At 46.7% G+C, this 16,673-nt stretch carries 16 protein-coding genes; 13 read left to right on the forward strand and 3 right to left on the reverse strand.

From position 1 onward, the window contains the following. Positions 1-26: 26 nt before the first annotated feature. Positions 27-509, forward strand: coding sequence for a hypothetical protein (locus tag D0A37_RS07805; protein ID WP_242723029.1), 483 nt, complete (start codon positions 27-29; stop codon positions 507-509). Between the two features lie 154 nt (positions 510-663). Here the strand turns inward: D0A37_RS07805 and urtA are convergent, their stop codons facing one another. Then, on the reverse strand, positions 664-3,591 hold the full coding sequence (urtA, locus tag D0A37_RS07810; protein ID WP_242723030.1) for an urea ABC transporter substrate-binding protein: 2,928 nt from the start codon (positions 3,589-3,591) through the stop codon (positions 664-666). A 576-nt stretch (positions 3,592-4,167) separates the two neighbouring features. Between urtA and D0A37_RS07815 the strand changes: the two genes are divergently transcribed. From D0A37_RS07815 to D0A37_RS07835, 5 genes are all read left to right on the forward strand, one after another. Continuing rightward, positions 4,168-4,374, forward strand: a complete 207-nt coding sequence (locus D0A37_RS07815) for a hypothetical protein (protein ID WP_242723031.1) — start codon at positions 4,168-4,170, stop codon at positions 4,372-4,374. Between the two features lie 421 nt (positions 4,375-4,795). Next, complete coding sequence (locus D0A37_RS07820; protein ID WP_006632074.1) at positions 4,796-4,978, forward strand: CsbD family protein; 183 nt, start codon at positions 4,796-4,798, stop codon at positions 4,976-4,978. Positions 4,979-5,055: 77 nt separating this feature from the next. Then, positions 5,056-5,499, forward strand: a complete 444-nt coding sequence (locus D0A37_RS07825) for a hypothetical protein (RefSeq protein ID WP_242723032.1) — start codon at positions 5,056-5,058, stop codon at positions 5,497-5,499. Positions 5,500-5,615: 116 nt separating this feature from the next. After that, complete coding sequence (locus D0A37_RS07830) at positions 5,616-6,128, forward strand: hypothetical protein (protein ID WP_242723034.1); 513 nt, start codon at positions 5,616-5,618, stop codon at positions 6,126-6,128. Positions 6,129-6,554: 426 nt separating this feature from the next. Continuing rightward, positions 6,555-7,337 (forward strand): DsbA family protein, encoded by a 783-nt coding sequence (locus D0A37_RS07835; protein WP_242723036.1) that lies wholly within the window; start codon positions 6,555-6,557, stop codon positions 7,335-7,337. A gap of 96 nt (positions 7,338-7,433) precedes the next feature. Here the strand turns inward: D0A37_RS07835 and rpe are convergent, their stop codons facing one another. Continuing rightward, on the reverse strand, positions 7,434-8,135 hold the full coding sequence (rpe, locus tag D0A37_RS07840; RefSeq protein ID WP_015179568.1) for a ribulose-phosphate 3-epimerase: 702 nt from the start codon (positions 8,133-8,135) through the stop codon (positions 7,434-7,436). 244 nt (positions 8,136-8,379) lie between these two features. Here rpe and D0A37_RS07845 point away from each other — a divergent pair, with 244 nt between their 5' ends. From D0A37_RS07845 to D0A37_RS07855, 3 genes are all read left to right on the forward strand, one after another. Next, entirely contained in the window at positions 8,380-8,754 is a 375-nt protein-coding gene (locus D0A37_RS07845) for a hypothetical protein (RefSeq protein WP_006632079.1), read from the forward strand. A 104-nt stretch (positions 8,755-8,858) separates the two neighbouring features. Beyond that, positions 8,859-10,274 (forward strand): LCP family protein, encoded by a 1,416-nt coding sequence (locus D0A37_RS07850; RefSeq protein ID WP_242723038.1) that lies wholly within the window; start codon positions 8,859-8,861, stop codon positions 10,272-10,274. Between the two features lie 221 nt (positions 10,275-10,495). Further along, positions 10,496-10,924 (forward strand): YidH family protein, encoded by a 429-nt coding sequence (locus D0A37_RS07855; RefSeq protein WP_242723039.1) that lies wholly within the window; start codon positions 10,496-10,498, stop codon positions 10,922-10,924. A gap of 42 nt (positions 10,925-10,966) precedes the next feature. Here D0A37_RS07855 and D0A37_RS07860 read toward each other — a convergent pair whose 3' ends face one another. After that, positions 10,967-11,890: an alpha/beta fold hydrolase gene (locus D0A37_RS07860; protein WP_242723041.1), complete on the reverse strand. Its 924-nt coding sequence runs from the start codon at positions 11,888-11,890 to the stop codon at positions 10,967-10,969. A gap of 269 nt (positions 11,891-12,159) precedes the next feature. Here D0A37_RS07860 and speB point away from each other — a divergent pair, with 269 nt between their 5' ends. The 4 genes from speB to modB all read left to right on the forward strand — a co-directional run bounded on the left by speB (position 12,160) and on the right by modB (position 16,657). Further along, positions 12,160-13,089, forward strand: a complete 930-nt coding sequence (gene speB, locus D0A37_RS07865; RefSeq protein WP_242723043.1) for an agmatinase — start codon at positions 12,160-12,162, stop codon at positions 13,087-13,089. A gap of 133 nt (positions 13,090-13,222) precedes the next feature. Further along, positions 13,223-13,780 carry a thioredoxin family protein gene (locus D0A37_RS07870; RefSeq protein WP_006632091.1) on the forward strand — a complete coding sequence of 186 codons (558 nt, stop codon included), beginning with the start codon at positions 13,223-13,225 and terminating at the stop codon, positions 13,778-13,780. Between the two features lie 179 nt (positions 13,781-13,959). Continuing rightward, positions 13,960-14,766 carry a molybdate ABC transporter substrate-binding protein gene (modA, locus tag D0A37_RS07875; protein ID WP_445242502.1) on the forward strand — a complete coding sequence of 269 codons (807 nt, stop codon included), beginning with the start codon at positions 13,960-13,962 and terminating at the stop codon, positions 14,764-14,766. A 70-nt stretch (positions 14,767-14,836) separates the two neighbouring features. Continuing rightward, the gene (modB, locus tag D0A37_RS07880; protein ID WP_242723045.1) at positions 14,837-16,657 is read left to right on the forward strand and encodes a molybdate ABC transporter permease subunit; all 1,821 of its coding nucleotides are present in this window, start codon (positions 14,837-14,839) and stop codon (positions 16,655-16,657) included. Positions 16,658-16,673: the final 16 nt, after the last annotated feature.

The following is a 16,673-nucleotide window of genomic DNA, read 5'->3' on the forward strand; positions in this document are numbered from 1 at the left end:
CCCAAAAATAAGCGAGGAAAAGAATTATGGATACGAGCAGTACAGGTACAAGCAAAAGCAAAGCGATCGCCCGCCGCGGCAAAGCAGGTTCCAAAAGCCAACCGACAGAACCCACGGATGCCAAAGCAACCGGAATCCAACTTTATCGGCCGCAACTCATGCATGACAACCGCCCCGTCGGCCCAGACGATTTTACCATCAGCGAGACCGTCTCAATGTCGGGGAATCGCCCGATCGGCACTAGCACCCTGCACATCAGCGATACCTACGGCATTGTAGGCAATCGCCCGGTCGAATCGAGCGAGTTTGAAGTGGTGGGGACAGTGGGGAGACGCCCGATCGGTTCCAGCGCCATGCAAGTCAGTGAAATGTTCAGTATGTCCGGTGCCCGCCCTATTGGCATGAGCACTCTGCACATTGATGAAGTTTACTCCACAATGGGAGGAAATCGGCCAATTGCCTCCAACGAAATTGACGATAGCTCGACATTAATGGGCTTTTTAGATTAATTAGTCAGTTGTTAGTTGTTAGTTGTTAGTTGTTAGTTGTTAGTTGTTAGTTGTTATCTGCTACCAATAACTAATAACTAATAACCACTAACAACAGTCAACACTCAACAGTCAACAGTCAACAGCCAACAGCCAACAGCCAACACTCAACAAACTACTTCTCGATACCCTGATATTTGCTCAATAAAGCAGCAAAGCGCTTGTAATCCACAGGCTTTCTCACATACTCCGCCGCTCCCAATTCCAACCCCTGATTTTGGTCGTCCAAAAAAGTTATCATAATCACTGGAATCTCAACCAAATCCTGATCGGCTTTCAGCGCCGACAGCACCGCCCAGCCGTCCATACTGGGCATCATCACGTCCAGAATAATTGCGTCGGGCAGCAACTCCTTAGCCAACAAAAGCCCCCCTTGACCGCTAGCCGACGATCGCACCCGAAATCCCTGTTTCGACAAGCAGCGAGTCATTAAATCCCGCGCGTCTGGATCGTCGTCAATCACCAGCACAGTAGCAGCCTCCGGCAGATCCAGCGGTTGCGATCGCACTGCTTTTTGCTTTGCTTCTGGCGACGCTACACTCGTTTCTAACTCCTCAGAATACTTCGGCTGCATTTCTGCGACTTCTCGATCTTCCCGCGCTTCTTTCGGGTTTTTAACGGCAATCGGCAACCGGATCGTAAAACTAGAACCGCAGCCAAACTCGCTATCAACCGTAATGTCCCCGCCCATCATCTGGCAAAACTTCCGGCTAATTGTCAGCCCCAAACCGGTGCCGCCATACCTGCGGGTAGTAGAATCATCCGCTTGGGCAAAAGCTCCGAACAACCTCGACACCTGATCCTCAGTCATGCCGATGCCGGTATCGGTGACTTGAAAAACGATCGAAGGCTGTTGACACCGAGAAGGATCTGCCGAGAGTTCTTCGGCATTCTCCACTGGCCAAACTTCTCCTTCTTCCTTCCAAACATTAATCGTAATTTTGCCTTGATCGGTAAACTTAGCAGCATTGGTCGCCAAATTCAACAGCGCTTGTCGCAGCTTCGACAAATCGGAGTATATCGTGCCAATATTGCGATCGCAATTGACGATCAAAGTGTTGCCATTTTTCCCTAGCGTCGGTTGAACAGTAGTGACAACCTGCTCGAGCAAATCCAACACATCAAAAGTCTCCAAGAAAAGAGTCATCTTTCCTGCTTCAATTTTAGAAATATCCAGGATGTCACTAATAATGGTGAGCAACTGCTTGCCGGCCATATTAATGCTTGCCAAATCCATCACAAACTCTTCTTCGCCGAGTTCCAGAGCCTCTTCTTGCAGCAGCTCGCTGTACCCAATAATCGCATTCAAGGGCGTCCGCAACTCGTGAGTCATATTTGCCAAAAAAGTGCTTTTCGCCCGGTTGGCAGCTTCCGCAGCGTTCTTAGCAACTTCCAATTCGCCCGATCGTTCTTCTAGCTGCCGCTGTCGGACTTCCAAACCGTTGAGCAAACTGCTAATTTGCTGAGCCATTGTATTGAGAGTAGAAGATAGCACCCCGATCGCATCATTAGAAACCACAGGCGATCGAGCCGTCAAATCACCACTCGCCATCTGTTCGGCAGTTTCCCGCACCAAGCCGAGATTCCGAATAATTGCCGACACCGACACAAAAGCCACTATCCCCGCGATCAAACTCAAAACTGAAGCCCCCAGCAGCCAGTGCTGAGTGCGGCTCGCCACCAAGAGAGTTTGCTGCACCAGCACCGCCATTGCGGCATCAGGAACCCCCGCCGCCGGAGCTGAGGCAGCGTCTATTGTCAGCAAATAGTTCTTCATCTCCACAGAACCCATCCACCCGACTCCCACCGCCATCCAAGTTATCAGTACCAAGATGACAAACAGCCCGCTCAAAGACGCCCGAGTTCCCAGAGAAATCGGCCTCGGAGCAAGTGCCGCCGCCCAAGGATAGGTTTTGAGAAAAGGATCTGGCTGCACTGGGGCGCCCGAATTCCAAATTTCCTCAATTTGACCGTCCGACTGCACCTTACCAATCCGCACTGTTTTCCAGATATGCTGCGTTTGGCCATCTATTTTTACCTTGCCCGATGGCGCTGCAAACTCGATATTTTTAGCAGCAGCCCTGACTTTAACCACATCTGTCGAACCAGCTTTTTCTACTGCTTGCTTCCACAGGTAAACGCTTAAATAACCCGCTTCGATCGGGTCATCCGTGACTCTATTTTCCCCGTATCGGGCTTTATAAGCCTTGACAAATTTCCGATTTTCCGGTGTATCCACCGTTTGAAAATAGTTCCAAACCACCCAATGTCCAGCAATATTGGACGGCCCGATCGCCCGCACTTCCTCTTCTGCTACGCTGACCGACATCACCGGCAAATCCTCCGGTTTCAAGCCAAATTCCCGCAGCTTTTGGAAAAAAGCCACATTGCTGTCACCGTTGAGAGTGTTGAGAATAGCATCCGGTTTCACTGCTAAGATATCAGCGATCGCCTCGCCCACTTCCCTAGAACCCAGCGGCAGATACACTTCCCCCGCCAACTCTCCCCCCTGTGCCGCCAGTTGAGCTTTCACAATCCGATTTGCCGTCCGGGGAAAGAGATAGTCCGAACCCAACAAGAAAATTTTCCGTTTCCCCTGTGCCAGCAAGTAATTCACCCCAGGCACAATCTGTTGGTTCGGGGCAGCACCAGTGTAGAAAATATTCGGACACTGTTCTAGCCCTTCATACTGCACCGGATAGAACAGCAACCCGTTGCCGTGATCCAAAACCGGCAGTACAGCTTTGCGGCTCGCCGAAGTCCAACAGCCAAATACCACCGCCACCTGCGCTTCTAAGAGCAATTGCTTAGCTTTTAGAGCAAAAGTCTGCAAATCGCTGGCTCCATCTTCTATAACCGCTTCCAAGGGGCGTCCGAGCACCCCTCCCGCGGCATTAATTTCTTCAACAGCCAATAGCGTCGCATCTTTAACAGAAATTTCGCTGATGGACATCGTGCCCGTCAGCGAATGCAACACGCCTATTTTGATCGGCTCACGAGGCCTGCCGGCTGCTTCGAGGGGGTTACTGCTCCTTGTTACCATACGGTTTTAAATACTTTTTACTAATAACAGAAATTTTAGTTCGATCCTGCACAAAGTTGGCCTTGATGCTAACTTTTCTTTAGCAGATTATTTAACCCGATCGGCACACAACTTGCGAATTGCGGCATCCTGTTGATTTTAAGGGTCAAACTGCTCTACATCTGACTTAAGTCTGCACTAAATCTGTGGCCTATTTCTCTTTTCATCTTTTACGGATGTCGAAACAGCCTCATCAAACAAACGACAGAAGGTACTTATGGCGCGCCCGCTGCATAAAACTTCTCACCCTCTCCCGCTCTCCCCGCTCCTCTCCTCTCCCCAACTCATTCACGGGATTACCCTTGCAGGTTATCAATAATTTCAAGCACTCACGCACTCTTCCCCTTCCCCTATCTCCCTTCCGGCAGATGGAAGTCTCCGTACTTTAAACTCTTAGTTTAAAACTAAAAACTATTACCCACCTCCTCCTTCTTCAGGCAGAGGGCAGTGTTCGTGATTTCCCTTATAATTAACTTAAGGTTAACTTATAAGTACCCTTGTTTAAAATCAATTTTGCCAAGAATAGGGGAAAAACTAATGAATACTGAAGAAAATGCGACCCACCCTGGCAGCGAAACTCAAGTAACGCTACCAAAATCAAGAGAAATATTGCTGGGTGAGGAAACAGAAAAAGCGCTCGGTGAGCAAAAACAAAAAGATTCTCAAACTATGCGCGCTGTGGAACAGTTGAAAGAAGAACTTCAGCACAGAATAGATGAAGAATGTCCTCCCAAGGTAAATTAAAACTAATAGCGATTTTTTTAGGGTGTGGGTAAGATCCGATCTGGTTCACACCCGCCTTTTGAAGGAAGAAGAAGGAATCAAGAAGGCACAAGGCACAAGACAGAATTTAATATAAATTTGAAATTTTAAAGTATTTTGGGTTTCACAAAAACCGTCCTCTAAGCAAGGGTAACGCTCCCCCTTAATTTTTACACCGAAATACTTCGTTGTCGCCCATAGAAACTGTAAAAAAACACCGTAATTATCAAAGTGGCAGTCAGGTCAAGAGAGAAAAATAAAGTTTTTATATTCCCTATTCCCTATTCCCTATTCATTGTTGATTCATTCTTTCTTCCTAGAGGTAGAGTGCAACGCAGCTCCTAGTTACCTATGATGAGTTTATTAAGTAAAAAATGTCTGAGATACAGATAGGGAGAAACCCATGAGCACTGAAGATAGAGCAAAGGCAACTGGCAACAACATCGCAGGCGCTGCTCAAGAAGCCCTAGGTAATGTTACTGGCGACCCGAAGGATAAAGCAGAAGGCAAAGCCAAGCAGGCAAAAGCTGAAGCTGGTCACGCCATCGAAGATGTAAAAGATGAGCTCAAAAAGAAACTAGACTAAGCCTAATACTAATTGAGAGGGTCGAGCAACCAGACCCTTTCAAGTATTCCAAATCTTTTGTGAACGGAGGAAAAAAGGTGAGTTTATTGCAGCAGAGTCGCAAAATAATTGCGGGCGTACTTTTGGTATTAATGCTGGCAGTTACTACTGCCTGCGCGCCCAGCATTTCAGCCCAAAAATCGACTGATGTGCCTGTAGCAATTGGTGGCAGTCAGGGTTATTACGCGCAGCTAGAACGTGGCAATACCGCCGCAGGTCAAGATTTTGGTCAATGGGTAACAAAGACGGCTAAGGGCTTGGTTCAGGATGCTTACGTCCGCGACAATAACAAATTGGGAATTGTAATTACCCCGCAAGTCCGCCCGACTGAAGTGAAAGATTTGGCGAAATCTTTAGCACAAGGTTTTCACCGCAATTTCCCAAATCAGGATGTAAGTGTTTTGGTTTACGCTCCTGACAAAAAGTTGATTTTGACTGCTAAGTACGACCAGCAATCAAATCAGATTGAATACAAGTCTTGACCGGGTTAGCAAGCTTAAATGATAGCCGCGTGGCGGTTTAATATTCCACAGTTTTTTGAAAGCGAAACCATCTCAAATTAAGACTGAAAAGTTGTGTAGATTGGAAGAGAGTTACCATGAGTAGCAGCGATAATTACAAGCGTCAAATCATGAACGATTTAGCCCAGGGCGATCGAGAAATGATGCCGGAGACAACTGGTGAAGATTACGAAAACTTTGACGATTTTGCTCAGAGAACTTCGCCCGCTCAGCGCAAACAATTATTCGGGCGTTCCCTGAATCACGACTCCCTCCCGCCGGCTCAGTTGGAACCGGAATTGCAAAAGGCGATCGCCCAAATTAAGCCAAACGAACGCGACGATGTAGCGCGGGAATTCTTCAAGCATTTGGGCAAGAGAGGATTGGACGATCGCCAATTGGAAAAGCAGCTAGGACTTTCTACGCACCACGCCAGCCGCATGAATGCTGACGATGTTACCAAGCTGGCCTCGTTTACCTATCACAATCACCCGGATATTTTCCAAGAAGTGCTGGCAGAACAGCCGAGTTTGATGAAGTTTTTGGGAAATCCAGTTGTTGCAGGTATTTTGGGAATAGTTGCAGCTAAATGGCTCAACAACCGCAAATAGTCTCTGATTCAGACAAGCTTAAAAGCGGATAATACGTGCACCAAATAAAAGGACGATCGCTCGGGCGATCGTCCTTTTATCTTTTATATCTAGTCCTGTAAAATAACGGCGCTCGCGTTTGTAGTTAAGACTAAAGTCCTCAGAATCTGCTCAGGACTAAATTCCTCACTACAAACCTTTTTTATTGGGTCGTTTGAGGCAAAATTATATTATAATAAATTCCCATGATTTAAATCTTAATTATTAGGTTAGTCGCTGTTCAAGTGATTAACACCCCTTGCCAATTACCGAGTACGAATTACCGATTACCACTGAATAAATATTGGTCACAGATAAAAATAACTGCACAGCAGTCAACAGCGGTATACCTGACACTCCGCAAAATTAAATGTAGGATTAAGTGTTGCCGTGAATCAGAAAAAAAAGATGAACGTATCCACTATTTGGCGAAAACTCCGCAGCCAGCAAGCCTTGTGCTTGGCTGTACTCCTGGCAAGTTGCCTGGTATTTATCGGTTGTTCCCCCGCCCAGTCAGCGGCTGGCAATTCAGCCGATCCCAAATTGAAAGAGCAAGTATTGCAGATTATCCGCGAAAACCCGCAAGTAATTTTAGAGTCGGTACAAGCGTACCAGCAACAGCAGCAGCAGTCTCTCAAAGCAGCGCAGCAGTCATTTTTGCAGGAGATGAAAACTAATCCCAAATCTTCGATAGGGGATTCTCCCAGCACGGGCTCACCTTCCCAGCAAATTGTACTTTTAGAATTCTCTGACTTTCAATGTCCGTTTTGCGCGCGCGCTCACGATACTGTCAAGCAGTTTATGGCAAAACACCAGGACAAAGTTACTTTAGCTTACAAGCATTTTCCCTTGACTTCTATTCACCCTCAAGCGCTGCCAGCAGCTAAAGCAGCTTGGGCAGCCCAACAGCAGGGCAAATTCTGGGAATATTACAGCGCTTTGTTTGAAGGGCAAAAAGATTTAGGCGAGCCATTGTACGCATCGATCGCCCAAAAGCTCAATCTAAAATTAGATAAATTCAACACCGATCGCAACAGCCCTGCTGCCGAAGCCGCCATTCAGAAAGACGTGCAACTTGCTCAACAACTGGGCATTGAAGGCACTCCATTTTTTATTATGAACGGCCAAACTTTCTCCGGGGCGGTCGAGCTGGCTGAAATGGAAAGCATTCTCGCTTCTGTCTCGAAATAAGTAATTCCTGACTCTTGGAAACCGAGTCTAAAAATATGTTCCCAGCCTGCTTTGGCTGGGAACGAGAAAAACCCGAAAAACTTGAAAAATCTTGGATTAAACCGCAGCTAACTCAGGAGTCGGACGCTTGCTGTGGCGGATACCCTCGATCGCGGCTGCGTAATCATTCGCCTTAAACACAGCAGAACCAGCGACGATCGCATTTGCGCCCGCTTCCAGAACCTGCCAAGTATTGTTCCCCTTCAAACCGCCATCTACCTCAATCCAAGGATCGAGGCCCTTGTCGTCGCACATTTTACGCAACTGGCGAATTTTCGGCAAAACAGCCGGGATAAAACTTTGACCACCAAAGCCGGGATTGACGCTCATAATCAGCACCAAATCGCAAAGTTCCAGCACGTACTCGATCAACTCCAAAGGCGTCGAAGGATTCAGAACCACACCAGCCATTTTGCCCAATTCCCGAATTTGGCCGAGGGTGCGGTGCAAATGAGGCGAAGCATTATGCTCGGCGTGAACCGAAATAATGTCAGCGCCAGCCTTAGCGAAGTCCTCGACGTACTTCTCCGGCTCCACAATCATCAAGTGGACATCGATCACCTTGGTAGTAACAGGGCGAATTGCCTCAACAATCAGCGGCCCGATAGTAATATTAGGAACAAAGCGACCGTCCATCACATCTACGTGAATCCAGTCAGCTCCAGCTCGATCGACAGCCTGAATCTCTTCTCCGAGACGGCTAAAATCGGCTGATAATATGGATGGAGCAATAACGATTGATTTTTGGGATTGGGTCATGGCCTTCGTCTGTTCTCCTGTCTGCTGTGCTGTATCCAGTTTATCAAAATACGGGTCTCCGGGTCGAAAAGTTGCCACCGATCGGTCGCGAGATTGTGAGGGCAGAAAAATTTTGCCTCTGACAGACAAGTTTGGCGATCGCACCCCCCCACCTCTGGGAATTTTGGTTTAGGATATAAATTTTCCCTCTAACAAATAACTTTTGTGCAAAATCTGACCTTCTGCAAATTTTGAGTAGCGAATTATGAAAAGAACAGATCCCTTAGAAAATCCTGAACTCGATCGTGCCAGTCTGTTTGTATTAATGATCCCCGTCATCGGCTTTTTCCCCGCCCTGTGGACTCTTTACCGCCGTCAGGGTAGTCCCGAACGCAAAGCCGTTAGCCGCTTGGCAATTGCCCTTGCTTTTAGTTGGCTCTTAGGACATATTCTTTTAGAAGCTGGAGCGATTTCTGCGGAATCTCCGACACTTCCCATGTTATTAATGAGTAGCCTGCTAACAACCAGCTATTTCATCGTTGCTCTGGGACTGATGGTTCGCCTCTGGAAGCGTCAACCGCTATGGTTGCCCGGAATTAGTCGCGTAGCCGAGCAAGTAGTAGGCAAACATTTATCATAATTTAGGGTGATTTTAAGCCCCTACCCTATTGATTCAGTGCGTCTTCAGCTTGATACTACATATTGCCATTATCTTTTTTATTTTTGTTGTGTGTGAGGAAGCCAGTGCCAGCTCAAAAAATTCCTAATCAAGACCCTATCCAACAATCACCTGCTCAACCTGCAACCAAAAAAGCTTCCCAGCCTCATCGAGGCCGCTGGCTGGGTTTTGGTTTTGGTTTGGCTGGAGTAGCCATGCTCTCAGCCACCGCCGGAGCATTGCTAGCCGTCTCCCTTTCCACAACGCCGCTTCAGCAACAAAAGTTGAGCCCTGAAGAAGCAGCAGTATTTTCTCAAGGCGACATGGCAAAGCTCAACATGAAGATGCCGGAGCTGACTCGGCCAGTTAATATTTTAGTTTTAGGACTTAAAGTTCTGACCTCTGACATCGAAGGAACTGCTAATAAAAATGTCGGATATGAGGTTTGGGAAAACTCATTTAAGGGGTTAACCGATACCATGCTGTTGGTTAGGTTTGACCCTCAAAATAAAAAGTTAAGCGTGCTTTCCATTCCGCGAGACACCCGCACCTATGTTGAAGGCAGGGGCGAGGTGAAAATCAACGAAGCTAATTACTACGGTGGCCCGGCTTCGTCAGCGAAGTCAGTCAGCGGACTCCTGGGCGGTGTGGGAATTGACCGCTATGTCACAGTTAATATTCATGGCATAAAAAGTTTGGTAGATGCCCTTGGTGGCATTACTATTAATGTCCCTAAAGACATGAAGTATACCGATCATAGCCAGCATTTATATATAGATTTAAAGGCGGGCAAGCAGAAGCTCAACGGTGAACAAATCGTGCAATATTTGCTTTACCGGCACGACGATTTGGGCGATATCGGGCGGGTGCAGCGCCAACAATTGTTGATGCGGGCTTTTGTGGAACAGGAAGTTAATGTAGGTTTGCTGTCTCGACTACCGAAGATTTTATCGGTGATTCAATCTCACCTGGACACCAATTTGAGTATAGAAGAATTGGTGGCTTTGGCTGGTTTTGCTACTCAAACCGATCGCGCTGGCGTGCAGATGTTGATGGTTCCCGGTAAATTTAGCGATTCTAAGGACTACAAGTCAAGTTTTTGGTTGCCAGACCAATATGCCATCGAAAGTATCGTGGCGGAACATTTTGACTTCGGTCAAAATACTTGGCAAATTGAGAATGCTGATTCGACTTTTCTGAATGTGGCGATTCAAGATGCTACCGGAGATCCATCGGCTGTTGAAGCTTTTGTCAATACTCTGACTCAAGCCGGTTATCGGAATGTTCAGGTTTATAAAGCTTGGCCCGAACCGCTGGAGGTAACTACTCTAGTAGCTCAACAGGGCGATATTAAAGGTGCTCAAGCGATTCGCCAGTTTTTGGGTTTTGGAGATGTGCTGGTTGAGAGTACCGGTTCTTTGCAGTCCGACGTGACAATCAGATTGGGTCAGGATTGGTTGGAGAAAAAGGCTCAGTCCGGCGGTGCGGCTAAGTCTTTTTAAACTGGATTATAACTGGGGTATTTGTAGGGACACAGCATTGCTGTGTCTTCTTATTTTCTGTTGGTATGAGATGGAGGCGATCGCTTTTTTGTCGATTTACTGATACTATATTTTTTGGTGATGATGAATCGCGATCGCAATAGCGATACTTCCCTCCGCAATCTCAACTGAAACAAGAATCAACGAGGGAAAGCTTAAAATATTTTATAAAGGTAGGGTTGATGAACAAGGGTGATAAAATAGACCGACAGCGGGAACATCAGGCAAATGAACGCACCTTTCTGGCATGGTTACGAACTTCACTCGCTTTAGTTGGTTTTGGGTTTGCGATCAGTCGGTTCAGTTTATTTCTCCGTCAATTTCAAGCTACAGTGACTCAGCAAGAAGTTTCCTCCCCTCCCTTCTTCAACTCAGAAACTTTAGGGCTGAGTCTGGTCGTTTTTGGGATTGCGGTCATTGCTTTAGCAGCATGGCGTTATAATCGAGTATTCTGGCAAATTGAGCGAGGTGATTATCGCCCAAATCGTGTGCTAGTTTGGATTCTGACTGGAGTTGTAATGATTTTAGGAACGTTAAGCATTCCGTTGGTGCTATGGCGCGATCGCGGAAATATAGCTCCCACTTCAACTCCTAAAAATTCTCAATTCTAAGTTAACCCGATCGCTTAGCTAAAGTGCCTATTCCTTTGTTGATTAAAGGGGCGGATTTTCGGCAAATCTCGATCGCTCTTTAATCCAATCGAGTAAAATAGGATTGACCAATTCCGGCGCTTCATCTTGCGGACAATGGCCCACTCCCTCCAAAGGAATAAACTTTTCAACAGCCGGAAACTTTGCCAATTCTCGTCCCAATGCGATCGGCTCCCAAGGATCATCTGTCCCCCACAAAATCAAAGCAGGACAGCTTAAACGCGGCAACAAATCCTCCGGTAGTGGGCCTTGAGAATAACTGATAAATGCTACAAATACTTCGACTGCGCCGCTGTCTTTAGCAGGTTCCAGCAGGATATTTACCAGTTCGTCGCTGACAGCTTCAGGACGGCGATAAGCTTGCAAAAGCACTTTTTTTACTGTTTTTGGCGTTGCTAATTGTTTAAAAAATAATTGACTTATCCACTTGACATTTAAAACTTTTTGTGCGATTGGCGCTCCAAAACTGCGATACCAAGGCAATTCAGCGCGTTTGCGATCGTGCAGCAAGCGCAGGGAACAATTAAGTAAAATTACGCCCTCAGCAATATCGGGAAAATCCACAGCGGCTTGCATTATTGCCACACAGCCGATCGAATTTCCCACCAAAAAAGCCGGCCCGCCCGCAACTTCCCGACAAAAATCAGCAATTAACTGTCCCCAAGTTTCAAAAGTATAGTCAATCTCAAGTTTGGGCGCAGGTTTAGCAGAACCGCCAAAACCGATGAGGTCGATCGCATAACAGCGGCAATCAGCAGCCAGCGCCGGCAAATTCTTGCGCCAGTGGCCCCAAGATGCGCCGAAACCGTGGACGAACACCACCGCAGGCCCCTGGGAACCCGCAGCCTGGTAGCAAATCGGAAAGCCTTTCCACAGCCAAGTTTGAGGTGCAGCAACTGTTGACGAAGTGGGAGTAGAAGATGTCATAGGATTTTAGATTTTAGATTTTAGATTTTAGATTTTAGATGAATGCAAGGCTGCAAAGGACTCAAGTCATTACTACAAACCGTATCGCAATTCGAGGCAACCGCTAGGACATAAATCCCAAACCCTCTTCCCTCTTTCCTCAGCGTCCTCAGCGCTCTCTGCGGTTCATTTATCTTCCTTTTTCCTTATTCCTTCTGACTTTGCAGTTAGAGCCGATAGTATGTCACGATTAAAGATGCTGACTTCTTTGCCTTATTGAAATTTCCCTTATGCCAACGATCGTTTCCACTGCCGTCGTACCGTTTCTGGGGTCGGAAATTGTACCAGACTACGACACCGCCAAAGTAGTTATCTTACCAATTCCCTACGAGGCAACAACCACTTACCGCCGGGGGTGCGAAAACGGGCCCGCTAAACTTCTAGAAGCTTCTCATCAACTCGAGTGCTACGACGAAGAACTAGATTCCGAAGTTTGCTACGATGTCGGAATTTATACTAAAGATCCGATCGCCGATACCCGCAACAGGCAACCAGTTTCATCCTCAGAAATGCTGCAAGTCACCCAAGCAGCAGTGCACCAGCTAGTTACCGAAAATAAATTTGTCATCTCCCTCGGAGGCGAACACAGCATCACTGCCGGCGTTGTTGAAGGTTATCGCCAAGCATACCCAAACGAACCTTTCACCGTCGTGCAAATCGACGCCCACGGAGACTTGCGGCACGAATACGAAGGCTCGATTCACAACCACGCTTGCGTGATGCGACGTATTGTAGATATGGGCTTACCGACACTGCAAATCGGGATTCGCGCTATCTGCAAGGAAGAAGCAGACTTGATTAAAGCAAAACAGCTAAACGTGATTCGAGCTCGCGAAATCGCTACTCAACCGGATTGGGCCGATCGGGCAATTGCCAGCATCACAACTAAGCGAGTATTTTTGACGATCGACTTAGACGGCATCGATCCGACTTTAATTCCAGGGGTTGGCACACCGGAACCGGGCGGGTTAAATTGGTATTCGCTCACCGGATTTTTGCGCCGCATCTTCGAGTCCTACGAAGTAATCGGGTGTGACATTATGGAATTAGCACCTATTGTAGATTCTGTAGTCTCAGAATTTACCGCCGCCAAATTAGCATACAAACTTATTGGATACCAAGCTCTGGCTCAAGGTTGGCTAAAGCCAGACGAGGAATAAATCGCGAAGTACGAATCACTATAGGCTGTTGGTAAGGCTAGAATTAAGCTAAAGCCAAACAACAGCCAATTTTATTCGTGCTGACAGTTTCATCTTTCATGCTGGCAAATACTGCTCTTCACCTCCTGAAAACATGAGTTTACTAATCGATACAACTGGTACTCCCATTAACGGCTACGCTCCCGATTTTGAATTGCCGGGAGTGGACGAAGAAGTTCACCATTTAGCTCGATATTTAGAAAAATTTCGGGCGATCGCGGTGATATTTATGTGCAATCATTGCCCTTACGTGCAGTTGTATCTCAATCGCATGAAAGAACTTCAAGCAGATTTTCAAGATCGAGATGTTACTTTAATCGGGATTAATGCTAATGATGCCAACCAGCATCCCGACGACAGTTTTGAGAACATGAAAACTTTTGCCGCCAACAATCAACTCAACTTCCCGTACATCCGAGATGTTGCTCAAGATGTGGCTGAAAGTTTTGGGGCTTCTAAAACGCCGGAGGTTTTTTTGTTAGATCAAGACGGCAAACTGCGCTATAAAGGTTTAATTGACGACAACGCTGACGATCCGGCGGCGGTGCAGGTTTCTTATTTGCGGAGTGCGATCGACCAATTGCTCAACAGTCAACCCGTTGAGCCTTCAACTACAGAGGCGATAGGCTGTTCCGTCAAATGGCGAGCATAGGCAGATTTAAAATTAACGTTCCGGCAGTAATTATTAACTGGTTCCCTGGCTGTGCCTGGGAACCTATCTCCAGAGGCTCTGCCTCGTCAAAGAGTGGAGGCAAATTGGAGGTACAGCCTCCGAATCTGCTTTACCAGGCTCTGCCTGGTAAGGAGTAAAAAGATTCAAAACAATTTTCTGTGAACTTAAAAAGTAGACGTATTCCCAACTTAATTCTCGCAGTCGCCTTCATGCTAGCACTGCTGATTAGTTGGAACTTATTTAAGAACTTTTCCTCAGTCGATACGCTGCCGCAAACATCCTTAACAGTATCCGCCGCTATCAGCCTCTCACAAGCTTTACAAGAACTCAAAACAGTTTATCAAAGCAGCAATCCCAACGTTACTATTACTTATAATTTCGGTGCTTCCGGCGCTCTCGCACAGCAAATTCAGCAAGGAGCACCGGTAGATTTATTTTTCAGCGCCGCCACCAACCCAATGGATGCTTTGCAGCAATCTAACCTGCTAATTAACGACACGCGCCGCAATTTGCTGACAAATCGCCTAGTTTTGATTACACCCACAAACGGTGTTGCTTTGAGCGACTTTAAACAGTTAGCAGATGCCAGAATCAAGAAAATTGCGATCGGCGAACCGAAAAGCGTACCTGTGGGCCAATATGCTCAGGAAATGTTAACTAAGCTGGGATTGTGGCAGCAAATCCAGCCAAAATTAGTGCTAGGAAATAACGTTCGCCAAGTGCTGACATTCGTCGAAAGCGGTAACGTTGATGCTGGCATAGTTTACACGACTGATGCCAAAGCATCCGACAAAGTAACTGTGCGGCTAACGGCTGCTGAAAATTTACACTCGCCCATTGTTTATCCGCTGGCAGTTATTAGAAACAGCCGCAATCCGGCTGCTGCGAAAGCGTTTGTTGACTTTGTAGCGGGCGATCGCGCTAAAATAGTATTTCAGAAATATGCATTTGGCACAGTTCGATAACTAACTAATTATGGATTTTTTACCGCTGATGAAAGCAGATAAGCGCTGATTAACGCGGATGTATTTATAGATGGAATTTGATATTTCTCCGCTCTGGATATCTCTAAAATCCTCCGCTATTGCGACTTTTATCACCTTTTTCCTGGGAATAGCAGCCGCCCGGTGGATGCTTTCAACTCGCATGAGAGGTAAAGCTTTAATTGAAGGCATTTTAATTTCTCCCTTAGTTTTGCCGCCGACAGTAGTGGGATTTTTGCTGCTGCTGCTGTTTGGGAGAAATGGGGCGATCGGGCAATTTTTGCTACAATTCGACTTAACTATAATTTTCACTTGGCAAGCCGCCGTCATTACTGCCACAGTTGTATCATTTCCCCTCATGTACAAAACTGCTTTGGGAGCTTTTGAGCAAATTGATGCCAATCTTCTCAATGCAGCCCGCACTTTGGGAGCCTCGGAGTGGCAAGTCTTTTGGCGGATTATGTTGCCGCTAGCATGGCCGGGAATTTTAGCAGGAACTATTCTCGCATTTGCCCGCGCTTTGGGGGAATTCGGCGCGACGTTGATGTTAGCGGGGAATATTCCCGGACAAACTCAAACTATCCCGATGGCAATTTATTTTGCTGTGGAAGCAGGGGATATGGGGCAAGCTGCTATTTGGGTTTTGATTATTCTGAGTATTTCTTTGAGCGTGCTAACTGTTGTTAATTTTTGGACGGATTTACAAAAGAGATCACGCAAACCGAATTCGAGCCAAAGACTGCAATCAAATATTCCTAAATTCGCGTCTAATTTTACCACCAAATCCCAAAAACAACAACCGGAAAGGGGACTTTTTTTAAACATCTTCAAACCTCTCTCCAGCTTTGCCTTGGATGTCGGTTTCGATATTGGCCCGGAAGTGCTGGGAATTTTGGGCGCGTCGGGTTCTGGTAAGAGCATGACTCTGCGCTGCATCGCTGGTTTGGAAACTCCCAGGAGCGGTCAAATTTCAGTCAATGGCAGGGTTTTATTTGACTCAGCACAGGGCATTAATGTACCTTCTAAAGACCGTCGTATCGGTTTTTTGTTTCAAAACTATGCTTTATTTCCTCACCTGAGTGTTGCTCAAAATATTGCGTTTGGCTTGCAGCATTTATCTGAAAGCGAGCAAAAACTTCGAGTCAAAGAACAACTAATTGCGGTGCAAATGTCGGGACTGGAAAACCGCTACCCGCACGAACTTTCAGGAGGCCAACAGCAGCGGGTGGCTTTGGCTAGGGCGATCGCCCCTTCTCCCGATTTGCTGCTGTTAGACGAACCGTTTTCTGCTTTGGATACTCACTTACGCAGTCAACTGGAACAGGAGTTAATGCAGACTCTGGCTAATTATCGGGGAATTACTTTGTTTGTCAGCCACAATTTAGAGGAAGTTTACCGGGTGTGCAAAAATCTGTTGGTTTTGGTCGAGGGAAGGTCGATCGCCTTTGATACCAAAGAGAACATTTTCGATCGCCCCCGCAACTTTACCGTCGCCCAGTTGACGGGCTGTAAGAACTTCTCAGCAGCTAAACCGATCTCCGTAACTGTCGTCGAGGCGATCGACTGGGGCTGTACTCTGACTGTAGTCGAACCAATTCCCAAATCTCTAGTTTCTGTGGGAATTCGGGCTCATCAACTGATTTTTGTTAGCGGGTGCGATCGTGAAAATACTTTTGCTTGTTGGATCGCCTCGACGGTGGAAACTCCGCACCGGGTGACATTATATCTCAAATTGCACTCGCCTCCCAATGATTCCCAAGATTATCACTTGCAAGCCGAAGTTTTCAAGGAAAAGTGGAGGGCTATTAAGGACAATCCTTTTCCCTGGTATGTTTATTTCGAGCCAATTAGGTTAATATTAATGGAAGCCTGAGTTAACTAGGAATATA

Origin of the sequence: Microcoleus vaginatus HSN003 (genome assembly GCF_022701255.1) — a bacterium.
Taxonomy (GTDB): Bacteria; Cyanobacteriota; Cyanobacteriia; order Cyanobacteriales; family Microcoleaceae; genus Microcoleus; species Microcoleus vaginatus_B.